The following is a 26058-nucleotide window of genomic DNA, read 5'->3' on the forward strand; positions in this document are numbered from 1 at the left end:
GAGAGCTGATTGCATCGAGTGCGCGGTTGGTGCGGTTGAATCTAAACTGGCTCAGGTCCTGCGCGGGCACGATCATCCGGGATGTGCCGTGTGCTGATGTGTCGCCAGTAGAGAAACAGTCCTACGCCCGCCACGCCCAGGCTTAACGAGTTCGCCACCCAGAACCCACGTGCGCCCTGCAACCAGGCGGGCGCAAAACCGCCCACGTCAAACCCGAGCAAGTACCCGCCGCCCAGCCCGATGCCCCACAAAGCGACCGCGTAGATCACCGTCGGCACGACCGCCACCTTGTAGGCGCGCAGCACGAACGCGGTGGTGATCTGGAGGGCATCGAAGAAATGATAGAACACGACAATCGCCAACAAGGGCATGGCCGCTGCGATCACCTGGCTGTCGGGCGTGTAGGCCGCGAGCAAGTGAGGCCGTAGCGCGAACAACGCGGCGCCGTACACGCACGCGATACCGCACGACAACGCAATGCCGTGGCGGGCGAGCGAACGGGCGGCATCGAAACGTTCTGCGCCAAGTGCTTGCGAAACGAGGGTCGCGGACGCCACGCCAATGGACAGCGGCGTCATGTAGAGCACCGCGCCAATGTTGCCGGCGATCTGATGTCCAGCCAGCGTCGTCGTGCCGAAATGCGAGATGAACAGCGCCATGAACGTGTAAGACGTCACTTCGATCAGGTAGGACAGCCCCATCGGAATGCCGAGTTTCAGCAGCGCTTTCTGACGATGCCAGACGGGCCAGCAAAAGCGCGAAAATATGCCGAACGGCCCGAAAAACTCGACACGCACCAGCACCGTTATTCCAACGATGGCGATCAGCCAGTTGATCATCGTGCTCGCGATTGCGCAGCCTGGACCACCCAGCGCCGGCACGCCGAATCCGCCGAAGATGAACCACAGGTTGAGCGGGACCTTCAGCATCAGCGCACCGACTTGCAGGAACATCACGAGGCGGGGTTTGCCCACCGCGTTCGCGAGCGAGCCATAGACCCGAAACGCAAGACTCGCGGGCAGTCCGAGCGACAGGATGCGCAAATAGGCGAGGGTGCGGTCGTGCAGGGCGGGAGGGGTATCGGCGATACTCAGGAGAGGCTGCGGGAAATACAAACAAACAAAGCCAATCACCGACAATACCGCCGCCAACCATAGCGCCTGCCGGACTTCCTCGCCAATCTCGGCTTCACGCCGCGCACCGAACAATTGTCCGGCAATGGGTTGCAATGCCGTCAGGATGCCCGTCAAACCAATATAGACAGAGATGTAGATCGACGAACCGAGACCGAGCGCTGCAAGATCCGTGGCGGAATATCGACCGACCATGGCCGTATCGATCACGCTGAATGCGATGATCGCCAGTTGGCCGATCAGCACCGGCCACGCCAGGGCCACGATCTTGCGGACATCGGGCCACATGGTCAGCTGCTTCCGCGATGCAGTGATTTCGGTCGCGGCCGCTTGACCGGCGGCACCGGCCGCTCGATGCGCACGTACAGCCGGAACCGCTCGTCGCGGTCGGCCACTCGCCGGCCTTCCCACACGAGCTTCCACTCGAACGAGGAGATCGACGAAGGCTCGCCATAATCCTGCGTGTCCTGACGCAGGATCACGTCGCAGTCTTCATCGAAGGCGAAATGCATGCCGCCGAAATACGCGAAAGTTGCAATCTGCGCATCGCCCAGACGGACCGGCGAAATGCAGGTGTAGTCAGGCGGCAGATGATCGGCAATCTGCTCAGCCACGTCGCGATACGTCCGGCTGTAGTTCACCACCGGCAACCACAACGTCATCAGCAGCACCCACATCAGCGTGGTGCCGGCGCTCGACAGCACGACGCTGCGCCACAACACCTTCGGATGACGCGCGAGGCGCCAGCGCGCGAGCGAAAACCAGCAGACCGTCACGGCGACCGCGCACACGAACGACAGGATCTTGAACTCGGGCTGGAAACCGGGCGCGAGACGCGCGAGATTGCGGGCGAGCGGCGCGGGGAAGCCATACAAGCCCGCGGTCCAGACAAGCCAGACAAACGTGGCGAGCAGGGTGAAACTCAACATTGCGAACCAGTCGATAGCGTTGATCGCCCCGCGCTTGAGCGTCGGCAGCGCGAACGTGGCCAATACGGACAAAGGCGGCAGCAACAGCATGAACAGGCGGTTCGACTGGTGACTTTGCAGTATCACCAAAACCAGCAGCGGCCCGATCACGGATAACGGCACGGCCACATGCGGCGAGCGCCGCAATCCGCTCCAGCTGACAAAGGTCCAGATAGCAAGCGGCCACGCCGGCCACGTGAAAAGCGGTAGATTCTTGAGGGCGTAGGAGAGCGCCTGGATCGGCGAACCCGAAAACGAGTCGAAACTGTTGCGCCACCATTGGCGCAGCCACCATTCGCCGTCGTCCGGGTAGAAGTGCAGCACGGGCCACACCCAAGCGCCGATCAGGATGACAGCAACGGGCACGCCGAGCACGAGCAGATAAAACGGCCGCACCTCGCGCACGATCACCGTCATTGCCAGCGTGCAGATCAGCAGTGCCAGCACCAGCACCGGGCTACTCGACAACCCCACGAAACCGATGGCCGCGCCCCAGATCAGCGCGCCCTGGATCGGTTTGTCGCAGCTACGCACGAGGCCGTAGACCAGCATGGCGGTGCCTGCGAACTGAGCAAGCTGGGGCGTGGTTTCGTGGCCGCGTTCGGCGAGACCAAAGCAGGCGAGCAGGATCAGGAGCGCACCATCGGCGAGCGTGCGGCCGTAGTCGCGCGGTTCCGGCTCTCCGCCGAATGCATATTTGAATGGTTGCGCCTCGTCGCGACGGCCAAGCAGATACGCCGTGTACCAGACAAACGCGCAGGCGATACAAAACAGCAAGCCGGTTATTACGCGCGATGCATTGCTTGCATCGACCCACGGGCTCAGCAGGCGGATAAAACCCGCGCCGAACCAGTACATGAACGGACCGTCGCCGGTCAGCGCCTTGCCGAGCAGGTTCGGCAGCAGCCAGTCTTTCACGCTGCCGTTGGCCATCGTCCACATGACGCCGAAGCCCGCTGCGTCCTCGTTTTTCCACGGATCGCGGCCGAACAGGCCAAACGACGCGTAGATAATACAAATAGCGAGCAGCAGCCAGCGCGGCAGGGCGCTGGTGGCTGAGGCGGTCAGACGGACGACATTTCGCATGCGTTTGGGCGAGGAAACAAAACTGATGGAGCGCCAATAGGGTAAGGCGGCGGCGCTTGGGTCTTGCATGACACGCGAATCTCGTGCCTCGGCGGGTCGTGCGTTTTTTACCGAATCCGGCATTGTAGACGGGCGGCGTCGCGCGCGTCATTGCGGTGCTTGTAAGGGCCCGGGTTCTGTGGAATTAGGCGAAGCGAGACCGCCGGATTGTCTCCAAATTGCAGCAATGCACGGGGCACAGACGAAAAAAAGGCAGCTTTCGCTGCCTTTCTTCGAATCCAGCCTGGGCTGTTCTCTCGACAAATTACTTCTTTGCCGAAAATGCTGCGAACTTCTTGTTGAATTTCTCGACGCGGCCAGCCGTGTCCATGATCTTCTGATTGCCGGTGTAGAACGGATGCGATTCCGACGACACTTCGATCTTTGCCAGCGGGTACGTCTTGCCCTCGAACTCGCCGGTTTCGCGCGTGTTGATCGTCGAACGGGTGATGAACTTGAAGTCGTTCGAGATGTCGACAAACAGCACTTCGCGGTAATTCGGGTGAATGCCTTCTTTCATGGTCTTTCCTTGGTATCTGTTGGTAGCCAGCCCACACGGATCTAGCGAGCCACTTGCCTGAGGTCGAAAAGCGGAGATTATGCCAGAAAAACAGCCGTTTGGCATGTTTTCAGGCGACTCCGGACTGAGGCGCCGGGCATCATTGCTGCCCTGACACGGCCAGCGCACCTACGCCCGCGGGATCTTGCCGGTAATACCGCGCAAGCAGCCGATACAACTCCGGATATTCCCGCTCAAACGCCGCCGGCTGTACGAACAGCGCCTCACTGCAGACCGCAAAAAACTCCGACGGATGGTCCGCCGCGTAGGGATCAATCAGCGATTCGCGCTCAAACCGGCCCCAGCGGCGCGGTGGAACGGCATCGACTTGAGCACAAAAATGGTCATAAGCGTGATCGAAGACGTCGTTCCAGGCGTTCGAATCGAGCGGCGCGTGCCAGCGTCGAAAGAGCGGGGGATGGCCGTCCGCCTCGCCATTGAGCATGTCGATCTTGTGCGCGAATTCGTGGATCACCACGTTGTAGGCATCCTCGCCGTCGGTCATCTGCGCGTCTTCCCACGACAGCACGACGGGCCCGCCCTCCCACGCCTCGCCGCTCGCGTCATGCTCGATCTCATGCACCACGCCAGCCTCGTCCTCGACCGTCTTGCGGATCACGAACTCACCCGGATACACGATCACGCCGACCCAGCCGCGATACAACTCCAGGCTCAGGTTCAGCACGGGCAGGCAAGCTTGCGCCGCGATGGCGACGATCATCGCATCGGTGAGCGGCAGATCGTGGGCGGTTGAAAACTCCTTTTCCGCGATAAAAAGCGTGGTGCATTCGCGTAACCGGGCGCGTTCGGCGTCGTCGAGATGGCCGAAAAACGGCAGGCGATCGAGCGTGTTTTGCCAGAGCGCGTCGTCGATGGCGTGTTTGCGCAGTGCTCTTCCACGACGATTTCCGCTGATCAGCCGGGTCAGGAAATTAGCCATGAGATCTGTATTGTTCTCTTGATGGTTTATCGAATCGCTCTCTGGCTCAATCGATTTGTTTCTGCCAGAGCGCGAACACGCCACCGCAAATCGCCACGCCCATCAGGAAATAAAAGCCGTCGAGCGAAGCCAGGAAACTCGCTTGTTGCGCGACCGTGCGGGCGATGGTTGCAATCGCGAGCGCGTGGGCATCGACGGCTGAATGGCCAGCTGCTGCGAAGCCATTCGCGAGTGCATTCGCGGCGTGTTGAAACTCCGGATTGTACGGATTCACGGCTTCGGCGAGACGCGACTGATGCAACGCTTCCCGATGCTGTTCGACAATAATCACTGCCGCCGTCGCAAACGAGAGCGTCAACTGCCGCACGATATTCTTCAGCCGGTAGCCGTGCGTAAACTCCTCGATCTCGAAGATTCTGAACGTCAGGTTAGCGACGGGCAACACGATGAAAAGCAGCAACAATCCACGCAGCAGCATGGGCAGGATCAGGTCGCTTTGGGCCACGTCCGGCGACATGCGCGTCATCATCCATCCGATCAGCGCCGCGATCGCAAAACCCGGCACGATGATCCATTTTTTGCGCGGCACATATTTCGTGAATTTGAAATACAGGAACAGCGCGGAACCCGAGATCAGCGACGTGATACCTACCAGCTGGCCCGTGTTCTCGACCGGATAACCAAGTCCCTGTTCCAGGAATCGTGAGATCAGGTAGCTGAACCCCGTCGACTCGAAGTAATAGAACATGTAAAGCAAGAGACCGACCTGAAACGAGCGTTCGCGCAGCGCGTGAAGGCGCACGAGCGGCGCAGGGTGGTGCCATTGATGCCACGCGAACCAGGCGAGGGCGCCAATCCCCGCCACCGTCAGCAGCACGAGCGCGGGCGATGTGCTGAAGTGTACGAAGCGCACTTGTTGCATCACGATCTGCAGCGCGCCCTGCGCGAATGCAAACAAGAGATACGGCCAGAAACTGGTCGCGCCACGTTCTTCCCGCACCACGTTGCCGGTATCAGGCAGCGCGAGCATCGCCAGGACGGCGAACGCGAGTCCCGCGGGCGCGGTGCAGGCGAACAGTGCGCGCCAGTCGAAGTGCGACACCAACCAGCCGCCAAGCAAAGGCGCAACCGCGCTGCTGCCGACAATGAGGATCAGGAACGCCCGCGTCGCGCCGGCGCGTTTTTGCGGCGTAAAGCTCACCTGGATGAGGATGCGGCACGCGCCCATCATTGGACCGATGAAATAGCCTTGCAAACCGCGGGTGAACATCAGTTGCAACGAGGTTTCAGTGAGCGCCGACATCATCGCGCCGCACGCGTACAACAGCATGCAGCCGGCCACATAACGCCGGTGTCCGAGACGGTCGACCCACCATTGCTGCTGCAAGATCCCGAGCACCGCGGCAACCGCGTAAGCACTCGATGACCACACGAGTTCATCCGGCGATGCATTGATTCCGCCCGCAATGTAGCTGGCGAAAAACGAGAAGATGGCGTTGTCGAAGTAATCCAGCCCGGTCACGAGCGCGAGCACCCACGGGAAAAAATCGCCGCGCAATCGCTCGACGGTGAACACCGGTGCCCGCGCGCTCACGCCTTTTTACCTCCGGCCTTCGCGCTTGCTTTCGATCGTTGTTCGAGCAATGCGTCGGCAGGCTGGCCAGCGAGCCGGGCTTCTACGTAGTCCAAGTCGAGACGCAGTTCGGCGCGCACCGCTTGCGCTTCCTTCAGCTCGCGACGCACGGACTCAATGCGGGTATCGATAGCATCAAGTTGCTGCTGCAGACCCTGGCGGATGTCCGCCAGCGACTCCGTCGAATAGCGGTTCTTCCCAGCCTCCGTTTTTTCGAGCGGCCGCTTGAGCATTTCCACGATGCCGTGCAGCGAAAATCCCAGCGATCGCAGCCGCAAGATCCGCCCGAAGCGCTCCAGGTCGTTTTCATCGTAGAGCCGATAACGCCCCTCGCTACGGCTGGGCGTAACGAGACCGCGCTCTTCGTAGTATTTCAGTGTGCGCGGGGTGACGCCGAGGCGTTCGGCGGCGTCGCGTACGGTGAGCAGTTCGCTGGACATGGTGCTGGCCGATGGTTTTATCGGCGGATGTGGATGCCCCAAAATTATAGATCAACATGAACGTTAACGTACATGTTGTCAATCGTGGCGCGCGTTTCGCCCGACGAAAAAAAGCCGCCCGCGAATGCGGGCGGCTTTTCATGTTTCGAACCAGCGCGTTGGATTTACTACGCGGAATTAACTGCCGCCGCGGCGCATCAGATCGAAGAACTCAGCGTTGTTCTTGGTTTGACGGATCTTGTCGAGCAGGAACTCCATGGATTCGACTTCGTCCATGTCGTGAATGAACTTGCGCAGCACCCAGACTTTTTGCAGCAGGTCCGGCTTGATCAGCAGTTCTTCGCGGCGTGTACCCGACTTGTTCAGGTTGATCGACGGATACACACGCTTTTCTGCGAGGCGGCGTTCCAGGTGCACTTCCATGTTGCCGGTGCCCTTGAACTCTTCGTAGATCACGTCGTCCATCCGGCTGCCGGTTTCAATCAGCGCCGTGCCGATGATGGTCAGCGAACCGCCTTCCTCAATATTGCGTGCGGCGCCGAAGAAGCGCTTCGGACGTTGCAGTGCGTTTGCGTCCACACCACCGGTGAGCACCTTGCCCGAGGCCGGCACCACCGTGTTGTAGGCGCGTGCGAGACGCGTGATGGAGTCGAGCAGAATCACGACATCGTGCTTCATTTCGACCAGGCGCTTCGCCTTTTCGATCACCATTTCCGCGACTTGCACGTGGCGCGCGGCCGGTTCGTCGAAGGTGGAGGCAATCACTTCGCCGACCACCGAACGCTGCATTTCCGTCACTTCTTCCGGCCGTTCGTCGATCAGCAGCACGAACAGAACGATATCCGGATGGTTCGATTTGATCGCGTGCGCAATGTGCTGCAGCATCACGGTCTTGCCCGATTTCGGCGATGCGACCAGCAACCCGCGCTGACCCTTGCCGATAGGCGAGATCATGTCGATGATCCGGCCCGTCACGTTCTCTTCGCCGCGCATTTCGCGCTCGAGCGGCATCGGTTTATTCGGATGCAGCGGCGTCAGGTTTTCGAACATGATCTTGTGCTTCGAGGCTTCCGGCGCCTGGCCGTTGACCTTGTCCACCTTGACCAGTGCAAAGTAGCGCTCGCCGTCTTTCGGCGTACGCACTTCACCTTCGATGGTGTCGCCTGTGTGCAGGTTGAAGCGGCGGATCTGCGACGGGCTAATGTAGATGTCGTCCGTGCTGGCGAGATATGAAGTCTCGGGCGACCGCAGGAAGCCGAAGCCGTCAGGTAATACTTCGAGCGTGCCGTCGCCGAAGATCGTGTCGCCAGTCTTGGCGCGCTTTTTAAGAATCGCGAACATCAATTCCTGCTTGCGCAGTCGATTGGCGTTTTCGATCTCCAGGCCATTGGCCATTTCGATCAATGCGGAGACGTGCTGAGACTTGAGCTCGGATAAATGCATACGGATTTCCCGCCAGGGAGAAGAGGTACAACAGAGAATTTGGGAGGAGAAGTGAGCTGAACGCTCAAGGACCTAAACGTCTTGCCGTCTTAAGAAACGTCTTGCAGTCTTAGGATTCTAGCATAGCACATGCCGACAGGCCCCCGGGTGGCCGTGGTGACAGTGTGATTCGCGCATGTTGTGACCTCACAACAATTTGCTGGAATCACCGCGTGTAGCTAGCTGCTTTTTCCGTTTTACTTGTATTAATTAGTCAGTGATCAAACCCGGCACAGACGCCAGGTCTTGTCGCTGGGAGAGGGCGGATCCGCGAAAGTCGGAAATGCCATTGCGAGCTTTCCGGCTTCGAGTCACAACTTTGGATAACAACATCCGCCCTGCAGCTTCAAATCACAGATTGCTGTCCAGAAACGCGGTCAGTTGCGACTTGGACAATGCGCCGACCTTCTGCGCGGCTACGGCACCATTCTTGAACAGGATCAGCGTGGGGATACCGCGCACTCCAAACTTCACCGGTGTCGATTGATGCTCGTCCACATTGATCTTGGCGATCTGCAGGCGGTCGCCGTAGTCCTTGGCCACTTCATCGAGGATCGGAGCAATCATCTTGCAAGGACCGCACCATTCCGCCCAGAAGTCGAGCAAGACGGGTTTATCCGATTTCGTGACGTCCTGGTCAAAGGATGCGTCGCTGATATGTTTGATCGATTCGCTCATTATGTGAATACCTCTATGATTTCGAGGCCCGCGTTTGAATGCTCGCCACGATACACCAAAACAGGAAATAGTTCGCCGCGCTGCGGGGTGTAGAACCGCTCGCTTGGATGGGCGCATCCGTTGCCGGAAAAGCCGCTTTCTGCCCGTCACACGGCGATTAGCCGGTGCTTCAAATTGTCATCTTAGCTTACTTTGCTATCTGTTGCCCGGTACCGATAGGCCCCTTCTGGACGAACCTCCGGCGCGTGTTATTGCGCTCGTTTCAGCCGTGTATCGATGTACAAGGAGTCCATCCACCAAGGCCGCCGCCCCACAACACGAATATGGAGATTACGTGCCGGGATTGCAATAGCACTTCGCTTGGTGGTGGGCGCGGCGATTCTTCTCTGATATGATTCTCCGTGACGGGCCTCCTCGCATGGTGGCGCGGTCAACCTGGTCAGGTCGGGAACGAAGCAGCCACAGCCGTTTTCTACCAGTGCCGAGGGTCGGGCTCGTCACCTTCGCTTTTCTTGTTTGTTTCGCTGTTATTTGCGTCGCCATCTTCCAACCGTTCTTAGTACCTCGTCATATTCCCTCGTCTTATTCCTTCTTCAAACTTCGTAATTTCCCCAAACGTCGCATCGGTTTGTCCCTGGTTTAAAACCTCCTGCCTCCCGCTTTTCGGATGTCCTGGCAGATCTGCGTCTTTCGCGCTGGGTCCTACCTCCGTTTTCGCGTTTTTCATTCGCATTTCCCATCGAGGTCTTTTGCCGGCCAATAAGCGGTTCTGCCCATATGCAGTGCAGCTTCCTATGCATCGCTTCCGCAGGCGTGCGCGCCGCCGCGAAACGCTTTTGCCTCTTGACGTTGCTGATACAATTTCGGCATGACCTATCAAGTTCTCGCACGCAAGTGGCGGCCCAAATCTTTCGCTTCGCTCGTCGGCCAGGAGCACGTGGTTCGCGCGCTGACGCACGCGCTCGACGGCGGGCGACTGCACCACGCCTATCTGTTCACCGGCACGCGCGGTGTTGGCAAGACGACGCTGTCGCGCATCTTCGCCAAGGCGCTCAATTGCGAGACCGGCGTAACTTCCACTCCGTGCGGCATATGCCGGGCGTGCAAGGAGATCGATGAAGGGCGGTTCGTCGATTATGTGGAGATGGACGCGGCCAGTAATCGCGGCGTGGACGAAATGGCAGCGCTGCTGGAACGCGCGGTGTACGCCCCGGTCGACGCGCGTTTCAAGGTCTACATGATCGACGAAGTGCACATGCTAACGAACCACGCGTTCAACGCCATGTTGAAGACGCTGGAAGAGCCGCCCGCACACGTCAAATTCATCCTCGCCACCACCGATCCCCAGAAGATCCCCGTCACTGTGCTGTCGCGCTGCCTGCAGTTCAATCTGAAGCAGATGCCGGCAGGGCAGATCGTGGGGCATCTGGAACATGTGCTGGGCGAAGAGCAGATACCGTTTGAGCTGCAAGCGTTGCGGCTCTTGTCGCGTGCCGCCGACGGCAGCATGCGAGACGCGCTTTCACTCACTGACCAGGCCATTGCGTATTCGGCGAACCAGGTCACGGAGGAGGCCGTGCGCGGCATGCTCGGCGCGCTCGACCAGAGTTACCTGATCCGCTTGCTCGATACCCTCGCGGCCGGCGACGGGGAGGGCGTGCTTGCCATCGCGGACGAAATGGCGTTGCGCAGTTTGTCGTTTTCCACGGCACTGCAAGATCTGGCCGGCTTGTTGCATCGGATCGCATGGGCGCAATTTGCGCCGGCTTCGGTGCTGGACGAATGGCCGGAGGCAACCGATATCCGCCGTTTCGCCGACTTGCTGAGTGCCGAGCACGTGCAACTGTTCTATCAGATTGCAACGATCGGGCGCGGCGAGATGGGCCTGGCACCCGATGAATACGCTGGTTTCACCATGACGCTGCTGCGCATGCTCGCGTTCGAACCCGCGGGTGGTCCGGGCGGAGGCGGCGGAGGCGGCGCGCGGGTAAGGCAGGCGGTTGTGGGTTCGTCCAGCGCGGGGACACGCGCATCGGCGCCGAGTGGTGTCGTCGCCGGTGGGGCGAGTTTGCCGAGTGCGGAGGCTCCGAAGCCAGCGGTAAATCGTGTCTCCGATGCTGCCTCTACTGGAGTCGCCACAACGAGTGTGGATCGCGCGCGGGATGCAGATCAAACGGCCGTGGCACGGCACAGCGCGGCTGACGATTCAGCTCCGAAGGCGGTTGCTGAATCGGAACCGCGGGAAGATCTCGCAGCGGCTAGTCAGAATGCCGTGCAGAGCATTGCAGTTAAGCCCGAGCCTAAGCCGGCTGCGAACGCGCAAATGATCGCGGAGCCTGATCGAACGGATGAGGGTATCGATACCTCCGCCGTTGCACCGGGTGGTGCTATCGATCCAGAGGGTGCGAGGGAAGATGCAACGGCTGATGCGCTGACCGACAAGGCTGTCGACTTGCATAACGATGGCGCCAAGGTGGACGCAGCGGATGCGCAAAGCGCGCCGGTGAACAACCCTGCTGGACCGGCATCATCTGACGTAGCGGCCGTCGCTTTAGATCCCGAGCCCGCCGCAGATGCGCCTTCGTCGACCGTCAGTTGCCATGGGTCGTCGGAGGACGTCTCGGTTGTTCCTGAATCAGAACCTGATTCCAGCGCCTCGACTTTGGCCGCAGCGGCTCAGGAACTCGTCGATCGCGACGCTGCCAGTCGGCCAGCAAGCCGGGCGGTGCCCTCAGCTGAAAAAATCGCATCGCCGCGTGCGACGGGCGGTGCTAGCGCCGCGCTCGACGTGTTGCGCAGTGCAGGCAATCGGGTCTCGTCGGATCGCGGTGTGCGTGCTCCCGAACCGGTGCGCAAGCCCGCAGCCCCGAAGGCAACGCCGACCGTGCAGGTTCCCGTGCCACGCCGGCTTGCGGCTTCGGCTGATCGAAATGCAGCGCCCGCCGCAGGTGACTCCAGGTTCGGTGGTGCGCAGCCGAACGCGAACGGCACAGATAGAAATGGCAGCGGCGCGAACGGTGCTGGCGCCGTAGCGAGCAAGAACAATGGCGGCGCAACTCCTCCGTGGGAAGAAATGCCGCTGGACGACTATCAGCCGGTGTCGTCGGAAGAGGGCTATTTCATGCCGCCCGACGACGGTTTCATGCCCGCGTTCGACAGCGGCCCCGACGACCTGCGCTTCAACGATGCGCCCGCCGCCAAGCCGGCGCCCCGCGTCGATGCACGTCCGCTGCCGCCCGCCGTCCCGCTCGATGCGCTTGGCGTGAGCGGTGACTGGCCAACGCTCGCCGTGGATTTGCCGCTGAAGGGTATCGCTTACCAGCTCGCTTTCAACAGCGAACTCACCGCGTGTGACGGCACATCGATCACGCTTGCTGTGCCGGTGCCGCAATACGCCGAAAGCGCACAAGTGGCGAAGCTGAAGGTTGCATTAACCGACAAGCTGGGCCGGCCGATCGATGTAAACGTGAGCGTCGGCCCAGCGCGCCGTACGGCTGCTGCGATCGACGCCGCTGCTCGCGCGCAGCGCCAGCAGGAGGCGGAAAAGGAGATTACGCAGAACCCGTTCGTGCAATCGCTGATCCGCGATTTTGGCGCAAGTATTGTGCAGGGTTCGATCAAGCCGTTGGCATCGGGTAGCCCGCAGGATGGCGGGCAGAACGCGGCATCGGCGGGTTGACGATTTCGTCGTGAGCGAAGAAGGGCTGACACCGAAAGCCGTTAAGCTACGCGGCCCGTGAGATCGCTGAAATGCGTTAAAGCCAGAACCCCCGCAGAGCGAACGAGTCAGAGAAAGCATCTAAGCTTCGGATCAAGAACGCCGGGCAAGCATGAAGGTGAGGCCCCTTTCACGCCGGACGGTTCAAAGGACATCGAACACCCGTTGTAAAGCACATAGAGCACGCAAGGCTACAACCATCACCCATTCACAGCCGGCGCGGACCCGAGCCGATCCCGAACCGCGCGGCACGCATCCATTCTCTTTACCCCGTTTCGAGCAAGGAGCCCGACCATGATGAAGAACCAACTCGCCGGCTTGATGAAGCAAGCTCAGCAGATGCAGGACAACATGAAGAAGATGCAGGACGAACTTGCCCTGGTCGAAGTGGAAGGGCAGTCCGGCGCCGGTCTCGTGAAGGTGGTCATGACGTGCAAGAACGACGTCCGCCGTGTGACGATCGACCCGAGCCTGCTCGCCGACGACAAGGACATGCTGGAGGATCTCGTTGCTGCCGCGTTCAACGACGCCGTGCGCAAAGCCGAAGCCACCACGCAGGAAAAGATGAGCGGCATGACGGCCGGCATGCCAATGCCGCCGGGTTTCAAGCTGCCGTTCTAAACATCTCAATCCTCAGAGCATAGGGCCATCAGCGCATGAAACAACCTTCCGCCTTGTCGGCGCTCGTCGAAGCGCTGCGTGCGCTGCCGGGCGTGGGTCCCAAGTCGGCGCAGCGCATGGCCTATCATCTGATGCAGCACGACCGGCCAGGCGCTGAAAAGCTTGGCCGGTCGTTGATGTTCGCCACCGAGCATCTGCAACATTGCGAGAAATGCAACACGTTCACCGAGGCGGCGATTTGCGAAGTCTGCGACGATCCCGAACGCGATCCTGAACTGCTTTGTGTCGTCGAAACGCCGGCCGATCAGATCATGCTCGAACAGACCCTGACGTATCGCGGACTGTATTTCGTGTTGATGGGACGGCTGAGTCCGCTGGATGGTATCGGGCCGAAAGAGATCCATTTCGATCGCCTGATCCAGCGAGCCACTGACGGCCTCGTGAAGGAAATCGTGCTTGCCACGAACTTCACGAACGAAGGCGAGGCGACCGCCCATTACCTTGCACAGACGCTCAAGTCGAAGGGCCTGAAGGTGACGCGTCTTGCGCGCGGCGTGCCGGTCGGCGGCGAACTTGAATACGTTGACGCGGGCACGATCGCGCGTGCAATGCTCGACAGGCGCTCGGTTTAGACCGCAGTCGTGGATCCTAGTCATACCGTAACAAGGCAACAATATGACCGAAGCAGAAGCGTTGGCGCTCGCCACGCACCGGCATTACAAGGGCGGTTTATATCGCGTGATTGGCGTGGCGCGGCATTCGGAGACGGAAGAGGCGATGATCGTCTATGAGCATCTCTGGCCGCACGATCATGGCCTGTGGGTGCGTCCTGCGGAACTGTTTAACGGCACGCTCGCCGACGGGTCGCCGCGGTTCAAGGCGCTCGACATTCCGCTGTAAAAACCGTGTGGCGCGTCAAGCATCACGCTATTTCAAGCCGCTCTGAAACCGTTTTTAAAACGACAACGAAGGAGACACCATGAGCGCTTCTACGGGACCGCTCGCCGGCGTCAAGGTGCTCGAACTCGGTACGCTGATCGCCGGGCCGTTCGCCGCGCGCTTCATGGGCGAGTTCGGCGCCGACGTGATCAAGATCGAAGATCCGAATGGCGGCGATCCGCTGCGCAAATGGCGCAAGCTGTATCCGGAAGTAGGCGGGACATCGCTATGGTGGGCCGTCCAGGCACGCAATAAAAAATCGGTGACAGTCAATCTCAAGTCTCCTGACGGCAAGCAAATCGTCCGGAGACTGGCGAAGGAAGCCGATATCGTCGTTGAGAATTTTCGTCCGGGCTTGCTCGAAAAACTCGGGCTCGGCTATGAGGTGTTATCCGCCGAAAACCCGGGCCTCGTGATGGTGCGGCTGTCGGGCTACGGCCAGACCGGGCCGTATCGCGATCGGCCGGGCTTTGGCGCCATCGCTGAATCGATGGGCGGATTGCGCCACATCACCGGTTATCCGGACTTGCCGCCGCCGCGCATCGGCATTTCCATTGGTGACTCCATTGCCGCGCTGCATGGCGTGATTGGCGCGTTGATGGCGCTGCATCATCGGCAAGCGAATGGCGGCAAGGGACAAGTCGTCGATGTCGCGCTGTACGAAGCCGTGTTCAATATGATGGAAAGCGTCGTACCCGAATACGGCGTGTACGGCATGATCCGCGAGCGCACCGGCGCGTCGTTGCCGGGCATCGTGCCGTCGAACACGTATCCGTGCCGCGACGGCAGTATTGTGATTGGCGGCAACAGCGATCCAATCTTCAAACGGCTCATGCTCGCGATCGGCCGCGAGGACCTGGGCAACGATCCTGCGCTGACATCGAATGACGGACGTGTGCCGCGCACTCGGGAAATTGACGACGCTATCCGTGTATGGCTTTGCACCCGTTCCATCGATGAGGCGCTCGCTGTGCTCAACGCTGCGGATGTGCCTGCGGGCCGAATCTACAGCGTGGCCGATATGTTCACCGATCCGCAATACATCGCGCGCCAGATGATCCAGCATTTTCCCTGGCAGGATGGTCGGGAGATCGCGCTGCCGAACGTCACGCCGAAATTGTCGGAAACGCCGGGCGAGACGCGCTGGCTTGGCCCGCAACTCGGCGAACACACCGATGACGTCCTGCAATCCCTCGGCTACGCGCCCGAAGAGATTGCGCGACTGCGGGCGGACAAGGCAATTTAAGCATTGGCGTGATTCATCGAGGTTCGATCACGATCTTCCCGGAGACGCGTCGGCTGGCCATGTCATTCAATGCCGCGGCGGTCTCTTCGAGGGCATAACGCTTCGTGACGTGCGGCCGTACCTGGCCGTCCTTGATCCAGCCAAAAATCTGCTGCATCGCGGCACTCGCCAAATCTGGCTCGCGCTGGATATGCTGGCCCCAAAACACACCCACAATACTCGCGCCCTTGAGCAGTGCAAGATTGAGCGGCAATTTTGGAATGTCGCCATTCGCAAACCCGACCACAAGATATCTACCGCGCCACCCGATACTGCGAAAAGCCGGCTCCGCGTACTCGCCGCCGACCGGATCGTAGATGACGTCGGGCCCATTCCCGTCTGTCAGCGCCTTGATCCGTTCGCGCAGGTTTTCACTCGTGTAGTCGATGGTGGCGTCCGCACCATGTTCCACGCACAACGCGAGCTTCTCCGGACTCGACGCCGCCGCAATCACGCGCGCACCCAGCGCCTTGCCGATTTCCACGGCCGCCAGCCCCACGCCGCCCGCCGCTCCCAGCACGAGCATGGTTTCGCCGGCCTTCAGTGCGCCCCGGTCGACCACCGCGTGGTGCGATGTCCCGTACGCGAGCGTGATGGCCGCAGCGCTGGCGAAGTCGATGTCGTCAGGCAATGGCATGCACGCTGCCTCGCTTGCCAACGCCTGCTCGGCGAATGCGCCTTGCGCCGTATAGGCGGCCACTCGCATGCCGGCCTTCAATCGCGTGACGTCCGGGCCTACGGCTCGCACCACACCCGCGAACTCGGAACCCGGTGTGAACGGCAGGTCGGGCTTCATCTGATACTTGTTCTGGATCACGAGGACGTCAGGAAAATTCACGCTCGCGGCGCGCACGTCGATCACTACCTGGCCCGGCCCGGGCTGGAGGTCGGGGAGTGTTTCCAGGGCGAGGGATTCCGGCGGTCCGAACTGGTTGCATCGAATGGCGCGCATGGTGTCTCCGGGTGAAATAATCGTGATCTGGCAGTGTAGATCAGGGCCGTACGAACGTGCTCTTGCCTACGTCTCGTTGGCCGAACGGTCTACAAATCGCGACCAATTTGCCCTCTGCAAAGCGCAATAGCAGACCGTTTGGCCGAGTGCCCCGACGTCGATCCGTGGGCCTTCCTTCCTCGGTTACAATCGTCGAATGCGAATCCTACTCAGCAACGACGACGGTTATCAGGCACGCGGCCTTAACGTGCTGCATGCGGCCATGCAGCCGCTTGGCGAAGTCACCGTGATGGCGCCCGAGCAAAACTGCAGCGGCGCTTCGAACTCGCTCACGCTGTCGCGGCCGCTCAGCATTCATACTGCGGCGAATGGTTTTAACTACGTGAACGGCACGCCAACGGACTCGGTGCACATCGCGCTGACGGGCATGCTGGCCGAGCAGCCGGATCTGGTCGTATCCGGTATCAACAACGGCCAGAACATGGGGGAGGACACGCTGTATTCCGGTACGGTCGCCGCAGCCACCGAAGGTTTCATGTTCGGCGTGCCCGCCATTGCCTTCTCGCTGGTCGGACGGGACTGGCTGCATCTGGAGGACGCGGCGCGCGTGGCGGCGGAGATCGTCGCGCACTACCTCGCGCATCCCATGCCCGGCCATCCGCTGCTCAATGTGAACATTCCGAGTCTGCCGTATGACCAGATGGGCGAGTGGTGCATTACGCGGCTGGGCAAGCGTCATCCATCGCAGCCTGTCGTTCGTCAGATCGATCCGCGCGGTAATCCGATCTGGTGGATCGGGCCGTCCGGCGACGCACTCGATGCCAGTGAAGGAACGGACTTCCATGCCGTGGCGAACGGCCATATCTCGATCACGCCGCTGCAGCTCGACCTGACGCATACCAAACTGCTGCCCGCGACCCGCGAGTGGGCCGAGGCACGGAGCCGCCGTTCATGACCGACGAACGTGCGAAACGCTTTCCGCTGGCGCTCGCCGATCTGGTGCGTGAGCCACGCAAGGCGACTGCGCGCCCCGATGCGCGCAGCAAGCCGGCATTGAAGGCGATACCGGGCGGCAACGGCGGTTTGAAATCGGCTGCAACTACGCACAAGGCTTCCGCCGCTGCGCCGAAACTGGCGGCGGCAAGGGCAGCAAAACCGTCGGCCGGGATGCATCCCGGCATAAAGACAAATGCGGCGGCGAAAGCCGAGCCGAAGGCGCTCGCGAGCAACACGGCGGCGCGGGGTGTGGCGGGGAGTTCAGCCGCATCGGCGGGAGACGGGCATCGGTCTGCTGCGAGAGTGCACGCTGCATCGAAACCATCCACGGTTGTGGCGCACCATCAGCCCGGCGCGCTGCGTGCGGGTGCGCGTCCGAACGAAACACGCGACGCTCAACCCAGGTCCCGGACGCATGTGAAGCCGGACGCCAAATCGAACTCACAACCGGCCAGGTTGCAAACGGCGTCGCAGCCCGAGGCCAGATCCAACGTCCGAAAGGCTGCGGCCCAGGCCGGGCAGCAAAGCACTCATGCGCTGACATCGGAACGAGTACGTGAGCGCATGGTCGAAAGGCTGCGCGCCAACGGTATAACGGATGCACGCGTGCTCGCTGCCATGGCCGCGGTGCCGCGCCATATGTTCGTCGATCCCGGACTTGCCACGCAGGCTTACGAAGATGCGGCGCTGCCGATCGGGCATCATCAGACTATCTCGAAGCCATCGGTAGTCGCGCGGATGATCGAGCTGGTCGCCGCCGGTCGCACGCTCAGGAATGTGCTGGAAATTGGCACGGGTTGCGGATATCAGGCGGCTGTCCTGTCGCAGGTGGCGACCGACGTGTATTCCATTGAGCGGATCCGGCCGTTATCTGAGCGAGCGAAGCTCAATCTGCGGCCGTTGCGCGTACCAAATATCCGCCTGCATTACGGCGATGGCCGTCTCGGGTTGCCGGCAGTCGCGCCGTTTGACGCCATTGTGATTGCTTGTGCCGGACTCGACGTTCCGCAGGCGTTGCTCGATCAACTTGCCGTCGGCGGCAGACTTGTTGCGCCCGTCGGATCGCAGACGGCGCAAGCGCAGATACTGACGCTCGTCGAGCGCGTTTCGCCCACTCAATGGCGCGAATCGCAGCTCGATCGGGTTTTCTTTGTACCCTTAAAATCCGGAGTGATTTGACACCGATGAGTATGTTGCGTGCTAAACGAAATGTGAGCGCGAACCCCGGTCTGTCGGTGGTTCAGCGCGGTGTATGCGTCGCGGCGCTGTCCGCACTGGCCGCCTGCGCGACCCGGATGGATCAGGCGCCCGTCGTCGACCGGACTGGATCCGCTATCGGCACGCAGGCTGCCCAGGATGGATCGATGTTGCCGCCGGGTCCGCCGCCGCCGGGTTACTACCGGGTGAAGCCGGGTGACACCCTATACCGGATCGCCCTGGAAAACGGCCAGAATTATCGGGACATTGCGTCGTGGAACAACATGACGAATCCGAATCAGATCGAAGTCGACCAGTTGTTGCGCGTGGCGCCTCCGGGCGCCAATCTCGCGGCGGCAACACCGGGCGTTTCTACCGCTCCCATTGTTGGCGGCGGGGTGCAAGCTCAGCCGCTCAATAATACTTACGGCGCGAATACGTCGACTGTACCGGGCGCGAGTGGCTATGCAAACGGCAGCACGCCGCCGGCGCCGAATTACGGCACGTCGTCAGGCATGGGTGCAATGCCGGGTACGGCAGCGCCCGGACTGGCCATGACGCCGCCGCCGGGAACGGGTGTCGACAATGGGGCAGCTGCGGTTCCGGCTGCACAGCCGGCGTTCATCTGGCCGGCGCGCGGACCGATTCTCGGCACGTTCGACGAGGCGAAGAACAAAGGCTTGAACATTGGCGGCGCGAGCGGAGATCCGGTCAATGCGGCGGCTGACGGACGGGTTGTCTACTCCGGCAACGGTCTGCGCGGATACGGCAATCTTGTGATCATCAAGCACGACGCAACTTTTCTTACCGCGTACGCACATAACAGTGCTTTGATGGTAAAAGAGGGAGACGCGGTGACAAAAGGGCAGAAAATCGCCGAGATGGGCAACAGCGATTCGGACCGCGTGATGTTGCATTTCGAAGTTCGCCGGCAGGGCAAACCTGTCGACCCTCTGAAGTATTTGCCGCCGCAATAAGCGAAATCATCATGCCTAAATCGAAGCGCCAACCGCCGCAAGCCGAGACTGAGACAATCAGCCGACCCACGCAGACAACGGTGGAAGACGGCGCTTCGAATCAGGCAGACGAGTCTGAAGGCGAAACGGCTGATGCCGAACTCGATTCAGACGAAGACGGTGGCGCGAATGGCAAGGATGCCGTCGAGGGTGCCGCTGATTCCGTACCCGACGTCGATGACTTCAAGTCTATTTTGCAGGCTGAACTCACGGCCGACACAATCCAGCATTACCTGAACCGCATTAGCGTGAAGCCGCTGCTGACGGTCGAGGAAGAGCAGCGCTATTCGCGGCTGGCGAAAGCCGGCGAATTCGAAGCGCGCCAGGTCATGATCGAGCGCAATTTGCGGCTGGTGGTCAGTATCGCGAAGGGCTATTTGAATCGCGGTGTGCCGCTGCTCGATCTGATCGAGGAGGGCAATCTCGGCTTGATGCACGCTATCGAAAAATTCGATCCCACGCGTGGCTTCCGGTTTTCGACGTATGCCACGTGGTGGATCCGCCAGAGCATCGAGCGCGCGATCATGAATCAGGCGCGCACAGTGCGTTTGCCCGTTCATGTGATTCGCGAACTCAATCAGGTGCTTCGCGCGAAACGTCATCTCGAAAAAAGCTCGGCGAATTCGACGGCGGCCATTGCGCCGGACCGGCGAGACGCGAGCATTGACGACATTGCGCATCTCACCGGCAAAACGCCCGAGGAAGTCACCGACATCCTCGCCCTCAATGAACACACGGCGTCGCTCGACGCGCCGCTCGATCTTGACCCGGCGAGCAGCCTGCTCGATTTGCTATCCGACGACGCAAGTCAGTCGCCGGATTCGGAAGTTCAGCATCGCGAACTGGAAACGCTTACGAAGCTGTGGCTTTCCCGTCTCTCCGACAAACACCGGCACGTTATTGAGCGCCGTTTCGGCCTGAATCATATTGAGCCGGCCACGCTCGAAGAACTCGCCGACGAAATGGGCTTGACGCGCGAACGCGTGCGCCAGATTCAGCAGGAAGCGCTGGTCCGACTCAAGCGGTTCTTCGCATCGAATGGCGTGCGAAAAGACGCCGTGCTTTAGGCAAGGCGCTTTGCAACGCCGTCCTTAAAAAAATAATGACTCCAATTCTCGTATTCGACATCGAGACCATTCCCGATGTCGACGGTATTCGCCGTCTCGATTCTCTTCCCGCCACGCTCACCGATATCGAGGTGGCGGAGCATGCGTTCGCCGCGCGCCGTGAAAAGGTGGGGAACGACTTCCTGCCGCATCATCTGCAACGCATTGCGGCCATTTCATGCGTGTTTCGCGATAACACGGGGTTTCGCGTGCGTTCGCTCGGCACGACGACCGATTCCGAGGCTTCGCTGATCCAGTCGTTTTTTCGTGTAATCGAAAAATACACGCCTCAACTCGTTTCATGGAATGGCGGCGGTTTTGATCTGCCCGTGCTGCACTACCGCGCGCTGGTGCACGGCGTGACAGCGTCCCGCTATTGGGACCTGGGCAATGACGATCGCGAGTTTCGCTACAACAACTACATCAGCCGTTACCATGCGCGCCATACTGACCTCATGGACGTGCTCGCGATGTACCAGGCGCGGGCGAACGCGCCGCTGGACGCGCTTGCCAAGCTCTGCGGTTTCCCGGGAAAGCTGGGCATGGACGGCGGCATGGTCTGGCAGGCGTACTCGGAAGGGCGCATCGAAGAAATCCGCAATTATTGCGAGACGGACGTGGTCAACACGTATCTGATGTACTGCCGTTTCCAACTGATGCGCGGCGGTTTTTCCGCCGAAGAGTATGCCGACGAGATCAGCTTCGTAAAAAATGCGCTCGCGCTGGAACCGGCGTCCCATTGGGCCGAATATCTGGCTGCCTTCGACAACTGAGTGCCGCGCCGGGGCTGCCCCGGCATCGTCTACAATCTCGCCTTTGTTGCTCTTTTCCGGGGTCTTCGCCCCGCGTTTCGTTTCGCTTTCCGCTTTCCGCTTCCCGATTGTTCACTTCGTTCACCAAGTTTCACATTAGCCAGGAAGTCCGCAGGTGTCTCACGCTCGAAAAAAATCGCGTAATCGCTGGAATCCGCCCACTCGAATCGTTCCTCTGGACCCTTCGGCCGCGCCAATCGAGATCGAAATCAAATCGCTCGATATGGATGCGCAGGGTGTCGGTCGTGCGACGGCCGAGGACGGCTCGGAAGGCAAGGTTATTTTCGTGGAAGGCGCGCTGCCGGGCGAACGCGTGTTGTACGCGAGCTTTCGGAGGAAGGCCGCGTTTGAGCAAGCACTGCTGATCAAAATCCTGCGTGAAAGCGTCATGCGCACGCGGCCGAAATGCCCCTATTTCAGCAAATGCGGCGGCTGCTCCATGCAGCACCTCGATGTGCGCGCGCAAATTGCCGTCAAGCAACGGGTCCTCGAGGACAACCTCCAGCACATCGGCAAGCTCCACGCGGAAACGATCTACCGGCCAATTCACGGGCCGTCGTGGGGATATCGGTATCGGGCACGGCTGGCTGTGCGGCTGATTGCGGGAAAGGGCGGCGCGCTCGTGGGATTCCACGAGAAAAAGAGCAGTTTTGTCGCCGATATGGAAACGTGCGACGTCCTGCACCCGAACGTGTCGGCGCTGTTGATGCCGCTGCGGTCGCTCGTCCGCGATTTATCCATTCGCGACCGCCTGCCGCAGATTGAAGTGGCCGTTGGCGCCGAGACGACCGCGCTGGTGCTGCGGATTCTCGAGCCGTTGACGCAGGCGGATGAAGCGCTGCTGCGTACTTTCGCCGATGCCCATGGCGTTCAATTCTGGCTGCAGCCGAAAGGACCGGAGACCGCTTTTGCGTTTTATCCCGTTGAGCGGGATCTGGCCTACACGCTGCCGGAATTCGGCATCCGCATGCCGTTCAAGCCAACCGATTTCACTCAGGTCAATCATCAGATCAACCGGGTGCTCGTTAGCCGCGCGTTGCGGTTGCTGGCCGCGCAGCGAACGGATCGGGTACTGGATTTGTTTTGCGGCATCGGCAATTTCACGTTGCCGCTCGCGCGGATGGCGCGTGAGGTGGTGGGAATCGAGGGGAGCGAGGGCCTGACTGAACGGGCGCTAGAAAATGCCCGGATCAATGGCGTTCATGAGCATACGTCGTTCGCATGCCGAAACCTCTTCGAGATCACAACGGACGATTTTCGCGCGCTAGGTCCCTTCGACAAGATCCTCATTGATCCGCCGCGTGAGGGCGCGCTGGCGGTATCGAAGGCGTTGGGAGAAATGGCGCAGAGCGGCGAGGGCGTGTTGCCTAAGCGAATTGTGTACGTGTCGTGCAATCCGGCAACGCTCGCCCGGGACGCGGGCGTGCTCGTGCGCGATGCGGGTTACCGCATGAAGGGCGCGGGCGTGGTGAACATGTTTCCGCATACATCGCACGTCGAATCGATTGCGCTGTTCGAGCGCGATTGACTCTCCGAGCTTTGAATTTCCCAGATTTGCGTGCATAAAAAACCGGCCTTCGAAAAGGCCGGTTTTCACTTGCGAAGCAAAACTAAAGCGCAATCAATTCCGATTGCCACCGAAGATACCGAGCAGCATCAACAGGTTGGTGAACACGTTGTACAAATCCAGGTAGATCGCGAGCGCGGCGCTGATGTAGTTCGTTTCACCGCCATTCACTACCCGCTGGACGTCGAAGAGCATGTACGCCGAGAAGATCACGATGGCCAGCACGGAGACCGTCAGCATCAAGGCCGGCAGGTGCAGGAACACGTTCGCAAACGCGGCCAGCAGCAGCACCAGTACGCCCATGAAGAGCCACTTGCCGAGACCGGAAAAGTCACGCTTGCTGACCGTTGCAATAGTCGCCATGGCGGCGAAGATCACACCAGTGCCACCAAACGCCATCATGATGAGCTGCGGCCCGTTCGTGTAGCCGAGGACGAAGCTCAGCAGACGGGACAGCATCAGACCCATGAAGAACGTGAAGCCGAGCAACACGAATACACCGATACTGCTGTTCTTGGTGCGCTCAATGGCGAACATGAAGCCGAACGCGATTGCCATGAAGGCAATGAAGCTCATGGCGGGGCTGGTAGCCGCAAACAGGGAGAAACCTGTTGCCACCCCGACCCACGCGCCCAACACGGTTGGGACCATGGATATTGCGAGGAGCCAATAGGTGTTCCGTAGTACGCGGTTGCGGGTTTCGGACGACGTGACACTACCGCTGCGACCAAAACCGTAAGGGGATTCGTTCATGGTTTCTCCTTGCCTAAACTTGTGTAAAGCCATCTGGTTCAAAAACCGGCTCGATTTGCCGTAAAACGCCGACGCCGCCGTGCGAAAGCTGCGATGCAAAAACACGGCTTTGTCGGTCAGGCGGCTTCATTGGACCTTCGTTGGACGATACGCCGCGAACATCTTCTAGCTGCATTGTACGCCGCGAGCCTGAAAGCCCTTCTGACACGAAATATGGGCCTATCTTGCGCCGAAATCAACGTTGCTGCTGTGCACTACCGGGACCGGTAAAATTACGGCGCGTTTCATACCCACGCTGTGATCCGCACTGCAATTCGTCACTTGCTTTGATGCTTACGGAGTCGTAAGGTTTCCATCGCAATCATACAACGCTTCGTGCTACAATTGTCGATTCATTTATATTCGTAACCCGTTCATTTTTTGGAGTTTTTCATGGCGATCGAGCGCACCCTGTCGATTATTAAACCGGATGCAGTGGCAAAGAATGTGATCGGTCAGATCTACAGCCGTTTTGAGCAAGCTGGCCTCAAGATCATCGCAGCTCGCATGGTCCACCTGTCGCGCGCTGATGCGGAAAAGTTCTATGCGGTTCACGCTGCACGCCCGTTCTTCAAGGACCTGGTCGAATTCATGATCTCCGGCCCCGTGATGATCCAGGCGCTGGAAGGCGAGAACGCCATCCTGACGAATCGCGACCTGATGGGCGCAACGGACCCGAAAAAGGCTGACAAGGGCACGATCCGCGCGGATTTCGCCGACAGCATCGACGCTAACGCGGTGCATGGTTCGGACGCCGCTGAAACCGCACGTCAGGAAATCGCTTTCTTCTTCCCCGAAGTGAACGTCTATTCGCGTTGATTCGGGAGTAGATTTATCGCTGGAATTGGCGCGAAATAGCTGGAGCGCGGCTTAGAACGCGGTCCATTTTTCGCTCAGCAAGGAAATGGCAGAATCGAAATGACAGCTGCAACAGTCAACCTTCTTGATCTCGATGCCGCCGGGCTCGTCGCTTATTGCGACAGCCTGGGCGAAAAGCCGTTTCGCGCCAAGCAATTGCAACGCTGGATTCACCAGTTCGGCGTCGACGACTTCGACGGCATGACGGACCTGGCGAAATCGCTGCGTCAGAAGTTAAAGGGGCGGGCAAGCCTGGACATGCCTTCCATCGTCCGCGATCACGTTTCCACCGACGGCACACGCAAGTGGCTGATCGACGTGGGAAATAGCAACGCGGTCGAAACCGTATATATCCCGGAAGAAAATCGCGGGACCCTTTGCGTGTCGTCGCAAGCGGGCTGCGCCGTGAATTGCCGGTTCTGCTCCACCGGCAAGCAAGGCTTTTCGCGCAACCTGAGCACGGGCGAAATCATCGGCCAGTTGCGCATGGCCGAGTTTGCGCTGCGGGCGTCCAAAAGTGGCACCTATGGAGCGCCGAATAACGGCAAGGCCGATCGCGTCGTGACGAACGTCGTGATGATGGGCATGGGCGAACCCTTGCTCAACTATGACGCCGTCGTGCCGGCCATGCGGCTGATGCTCGACGACAACGCGTACGGGCTGTCGCGTCGCCGCGTGACGTTGTCCACGTCGGGCGTCGTGCCCATGATGGACCGTCTGGGCGCAGACCTGCCGGTCGCGCTTGCCGTGTCGCTGCATGCGCCCATCGATTCGCTGCGCGACATGCTGGTGCCGCTGAACAAGAAATACCCCCTGCGGGAATTGATGGCGGCCTGCCAGCGTTATTTGAAGGTTGCGCCGCGCGATTTCATCACATTCGAATATTGCATGCTCGACGGCGTGAACGACAGCGAAGCGCACGCGCGCGAACTGATCGCGCTGACGCGTGATGTGCCATGCAAATTCAACCTGATTCCGTTCAATCCGTTCCCCGAGTCCGGTTTGACGCGATCGAGCAACGAACAGATCAAGCGATTCGCGCAAGTGCTGATGGACGCCGGCGTCGTGACAACCGTGCGCAAGACGCGCGGCGACGACATCGACGCGGCATGCGGGCAGTTGGCCGGCGAGGTTCAGGACCGTACGCGTCTGGCCCAGCGTATGGGCAAGACGGCGAAGGTGATCGAGGTTCGCGCTGTCTGAAGCTTTGGGCGGGATAATCGCGCCGCCGACCTGCGGCG

The 26058-nt window shown here is 60.3% G+C and carries 22 protein-coding genes, 1 other RNA gene and 1 pseudogene; 14 read left to right on the plus strand and 10 right to left on the minus strand.

The features are described from left to right. Nucleotides 1-41: 41 nt before the first annotated feature. The 8 genes from ACSQ83_RS05135 to trxA form a co-directional block, all read right to left on the minus strand. Nucleotides 42-1421 (minus strand): MATE family efflux transporter, encoded by a 1380-nt coding sequence (locus tag ACSQ83_RS05135; protein ID WP_436227416.1) that lies wholly within the window; start codon nucleotides 1419-1421, stop codon nucleotides 42-44. Nucleotides 1422-1423: 2 nt separating this feature from the next. Continuing rightward, nucleotides 1424-3187 carry an ArnT family glycosyltransferase gene (locus ACSQ83_RS05140; protein ID WP_436227491.1) on the minus strand — a complete coding sequence of 588 codons (1764 nt, stop codon included), beginning with the start codon at nucleotides 3185-3187 and terminating at the stop codon, nucleotides 1424-1426. 304 nt (nucleotides 3188-3491) lie between these two features. Beyond that, nucleotides 3492-3746, minus strand: coding sequence for a type B 50S ribosomal protein L31 (locus ACSQ83_RS05145; RefSeq protein ID WP_299702926.1), 255 nt, complete (start codon nucleotides 3744-3746; stop codon nucleotides 3492-3494). Between the two features lie 139 nt (nucleotides 3747-3885). Continuing rightward, nucleotides 3886-4725, minus strand: coding sequence for a M90 family metallopeptidase (locus ACSQ83_RS05150; protein ID WP_436227417.1), 840 nt, complete (start codon nucleotides 4723-4725; stop codon nucleotides 3886-3888). 46 nt (nucleotides 4726-4771) lie between these two features. Further along, nucleotides 4772-6319: an MFS transporter gene (locus tag ACSQ83_RS05155; RefSeq protein WP_414952086.1), complete on the minus strand. Its 1548-nt coding sequence runs from the start codon at nucleotides 6317-6319 to the stop codon at nucleotides 4772-4774. Beyond that, nucleotides 6316-6798 (minus strand): MerR family transcriptional regulator, encoded by a 483-nt coding sequence (locus tag ACSQ83_RS05160; RefSeq protein WP_414967794.1) that lies wholly within the window; start codon nucleotides 6796-6798, stop codon nucleotides 6316-6318. Before ACSQ83_RS05160 ends, ACSQ83_RS05155 begins: the two co-directional genes overlap by 4 nt. Nucleotides 6799-6975: 177 nt before the next feature. Beyond that, nucleotides 6976-8241 (minus strand): transcription termination factor Rho, encoded by a 1266-nt coding sequence (gene rho / locus ACSQ83_RS05165; protein ID WP_031356444.1) that lies wholly within the window; start codon nucleotides 8239-8241, stop codon nucleotides 6976-6978. Between the two features lie 390 nt (nucleotides 8242-8631). After that, entirely contained in the window at nucleotides 8632-8958 is a 327-nt protein-coding gene (trxA, locus tag ACSQ83_RS05170; RefSeq protein ID WP_031356443.1) for a thioredoxin TrxA, read from the minus strand. A 403-nt stretch (nucleotides 8959-9361) separates the two neighbouring features. On the opposite strand from trxA, the gene ffs reads away from it, so the two are divergent. The 6 genes from ffs (at nucleotide 9362) to ACSQ83_RS05200 (ending at nucleotide 15482) form a co-directional block, all read left to right on the plus strand. Beyond that, nucleotides 9362-9460: signal recognition particle sRNA small type (gene ffs, locus ACSQ83_RS05175), an RNA gene on the plus strand. Nucleotides 9461-9826: 366 nt separating this feature from the next. Beyond that, a complete protein-coding gene (gene dnaX / locus ACSQ83_RS05180) occupies nucleotides 9827-12637 on the plus strand; it encodes a DNA polymerase III subunit gamma/tau (RefSeq protein WP_436227418.1) in 2811 nt (936 codons plus the stop codon). A gap of 333 nt (nucleotides 12638-12970) precedes the next feature. Next, on the plus strand, nucleotides 12971-13297 hold the full coding sequence (locus ACSQ83_RS05185; RefSeq protein WP_089163842.1) for a YbaB/EbfC family nucleoid-associated protein: 327 nt from the start codon (nucleotides 12971-12973) through the stop codon (nucleotides 13295-13297). Nucleotides 13298-13332: 35 nt separating this feature from the next. After that, entirely contained in the window at nucleotides 13333-13929 is a 597-nt protein-coding gene (recR, locus tag ACSQ83_RS05190) for a recombination mediator RecR (RefSeq protein WP_165091507.1), read from the plus strand. Between the two features lie 43 nt (nucleotides 13930-13972). Next, nucleotides 13973-14197 carry a DUF1653 domain-containing protein gene (locus ACSQ83_RS05195; protein ID WP_165091505.1) on the plus strand — a complete coding sequence of 75 codons (225 nt, stop codon included), beginning with the start codon at nucleotides 13973-13975 and terminating at the stop codon, nucleotides 14195-14197. 79 nt (nucleotides 14198-14276) lie between these two features. Next, a complete protein-coding gene (locus ACSQ83_RS05200; protein WP_436227419.1) occupies nucleotides 14277-15482 on the plus strand; it encodes a CaiB/BaiF CoA transferase family protein in 1206 nt (401 codons plus the stop codon). A 13-nt stretch (nucleotides 15483-15495) separates the two neighbouring features. Here ACSQ83_RS05200 and ACSQ83_RS05205 read toward each other — a convergent pair whose 3' ends face one another. Beyond that, on the minus strand, nucleotides 15496-16473 hold the full coding sequence (locus tag ACSQ83_RS05205) for an NADPH:quinone oxidoreductase family protein (RefSeq protein ID WP_436227420.1): 978 nt from the start codon (nucleotides 16471-16473) through the stop codon (nucleotides 15496-15498). A gap of 196 nt (nucleotides 16474-16669) precedes the next feature. Between ACSQ83_RS05205 and surE the strand changes: the two genes are divergently transcribed. The 6 genes and pseudogenes from surE (at nucleotide 16670) to rlmD (ending at nucleotide 23128) form a co-directional block, all read left to right on the plus strand. Continuing rightward, nucleotides 16670-17428 (plus strand): 5'/3'-nucleotidase SurE, encoded by a 759-nt coding sequence (gene surE, locus ACSQ83_RS05210; protein WP_414952079.1) that lies wholly within the window; start codon nucleotides 16670-16672, stop codon nucleotides 17426-17428. Beyond that, on the plus strand, nucleotides 17425-18648 hold the full coding sequence (locus ACSQ83_RS05215; protein WP_436227421.1) for a protein-L-isoaspartate(D-aspartate) O-methyltransferase: 1224 nt from the start codon (nucleotides 17425-17427) through the stop codon (nucleotides 18646-18648). The genes surE and ACSQ83_RS05215 overlap by 4 nt, the downstream gene beginning before the upstream one ends. Nucleotides 18649-18653: 5 nt before the next feature. After that, entirely contained in the window at nucleotides 18654-19643 is a 990-nt protein-coding gene (locus ACSQ83_RS05220; protein WP_436227422.1) for a peptidoglycan DD-metalloendopeptidase family protein, read from the plus strand. 104 nt (nucleotides 19644-19747) lie between these two features. After that, nucleotides 19748-20749, plus strand: a pseudogene (gene rpoS / locus ACSQ83_RS05225) (RNA polymerase sigma factor RpoS); the annotation flags it as partial. Nucleotides 20750-20784: 35 nt separating this feature from the next. Then, complete coding sequence (locus ACSQ83_RS05230; protein ID WP_414952075.1) at nucleotides 20785-21561, plus strand: 3'-5' exonuclease; 777 nt, start codon at nucleotides 20785-20787, stop codon at nucleotides 21559-21561. Nucleotides 21562-21823: 262 nt separating this feature from the next. Continuing rightward, the gene (rlmD, locus tag ACSQ83_RS05235; RefSeq protein WP_436227492.1) at nucleotides 21824-23128 is read left to right on the plus strand and encodes a 23S rRNA (uracil(1939)-C(5))-methyltransferase RlmD; all 1305 of its coding nucleotides are present in this window, start codon (nucleotides 21824-21826) and stop codon (nucleotides 23126-23128) included. Between the two features lie 93 nt (nucleotides 23129-23221). Here the strand turns inward: rlmD and ACSQ83_RS05240 are convergent, their stop codons facing one another. After that, nucleotides 23222-23920: a Bax inhibitor-1/YccA family protein gene (locus ACSQ83_RS05240; protein WP_436227423.1), complete on the minus strand. Its 699-nt coding sequence runs from the start codon at nucleotides 23918-23920 to the stop codon at nucleotides 23222-23224. Nucleotides 23921-24352: 432 nt separating this feature from the next. Between ACSQ83_RS05240 and ndk the strand changes: the two genes are divergently transcribed. Together ndk and rlmN are read left to right on the plus strand one after the other, a co-directional pair. After that, the gene (gene ndk, locus ACSQ83_RS05245; RefSeq protein ID WP_047897645.1) at nucleotides 24353-24778 is read left to right on the plus strand and encodes a nucleoside-diphosphate kinase; all 426 of its coding nucleotides are present in this window, start codon (nucleotides 24353-24355) and stop codon (nucleotides 24776-24778) included. A gap of 99 nt (nucleotides 24779-24877) precedes the next feature. Further along, complete coding sequence (gene rlmN / locus ACSQ83_RS05250) at nucleotides 24878-26020, plus strand: 23S rRNA (adenine(2503)-C(2))-methyltransferase RlmN (RefSeq protein ID WP_414952072.1); 1143 nt, start codon at nucleotides 24878-24880, stop codon at nucleotides 26018-26020. Nucleotides 26021-26058: the final 38 nt, after the last annotated feature.

It is taken from the genome of Caballeronia sp. LjRoot29, from assembly GCF_964252755.1.
In the GTDB taxonomy this organism is placed as follows: domain Bacteria; phylum Pseudomonadota; class Gammaproteobacteria; order Burkholderiales; family Burkholderiaceae; genus Caballeronia.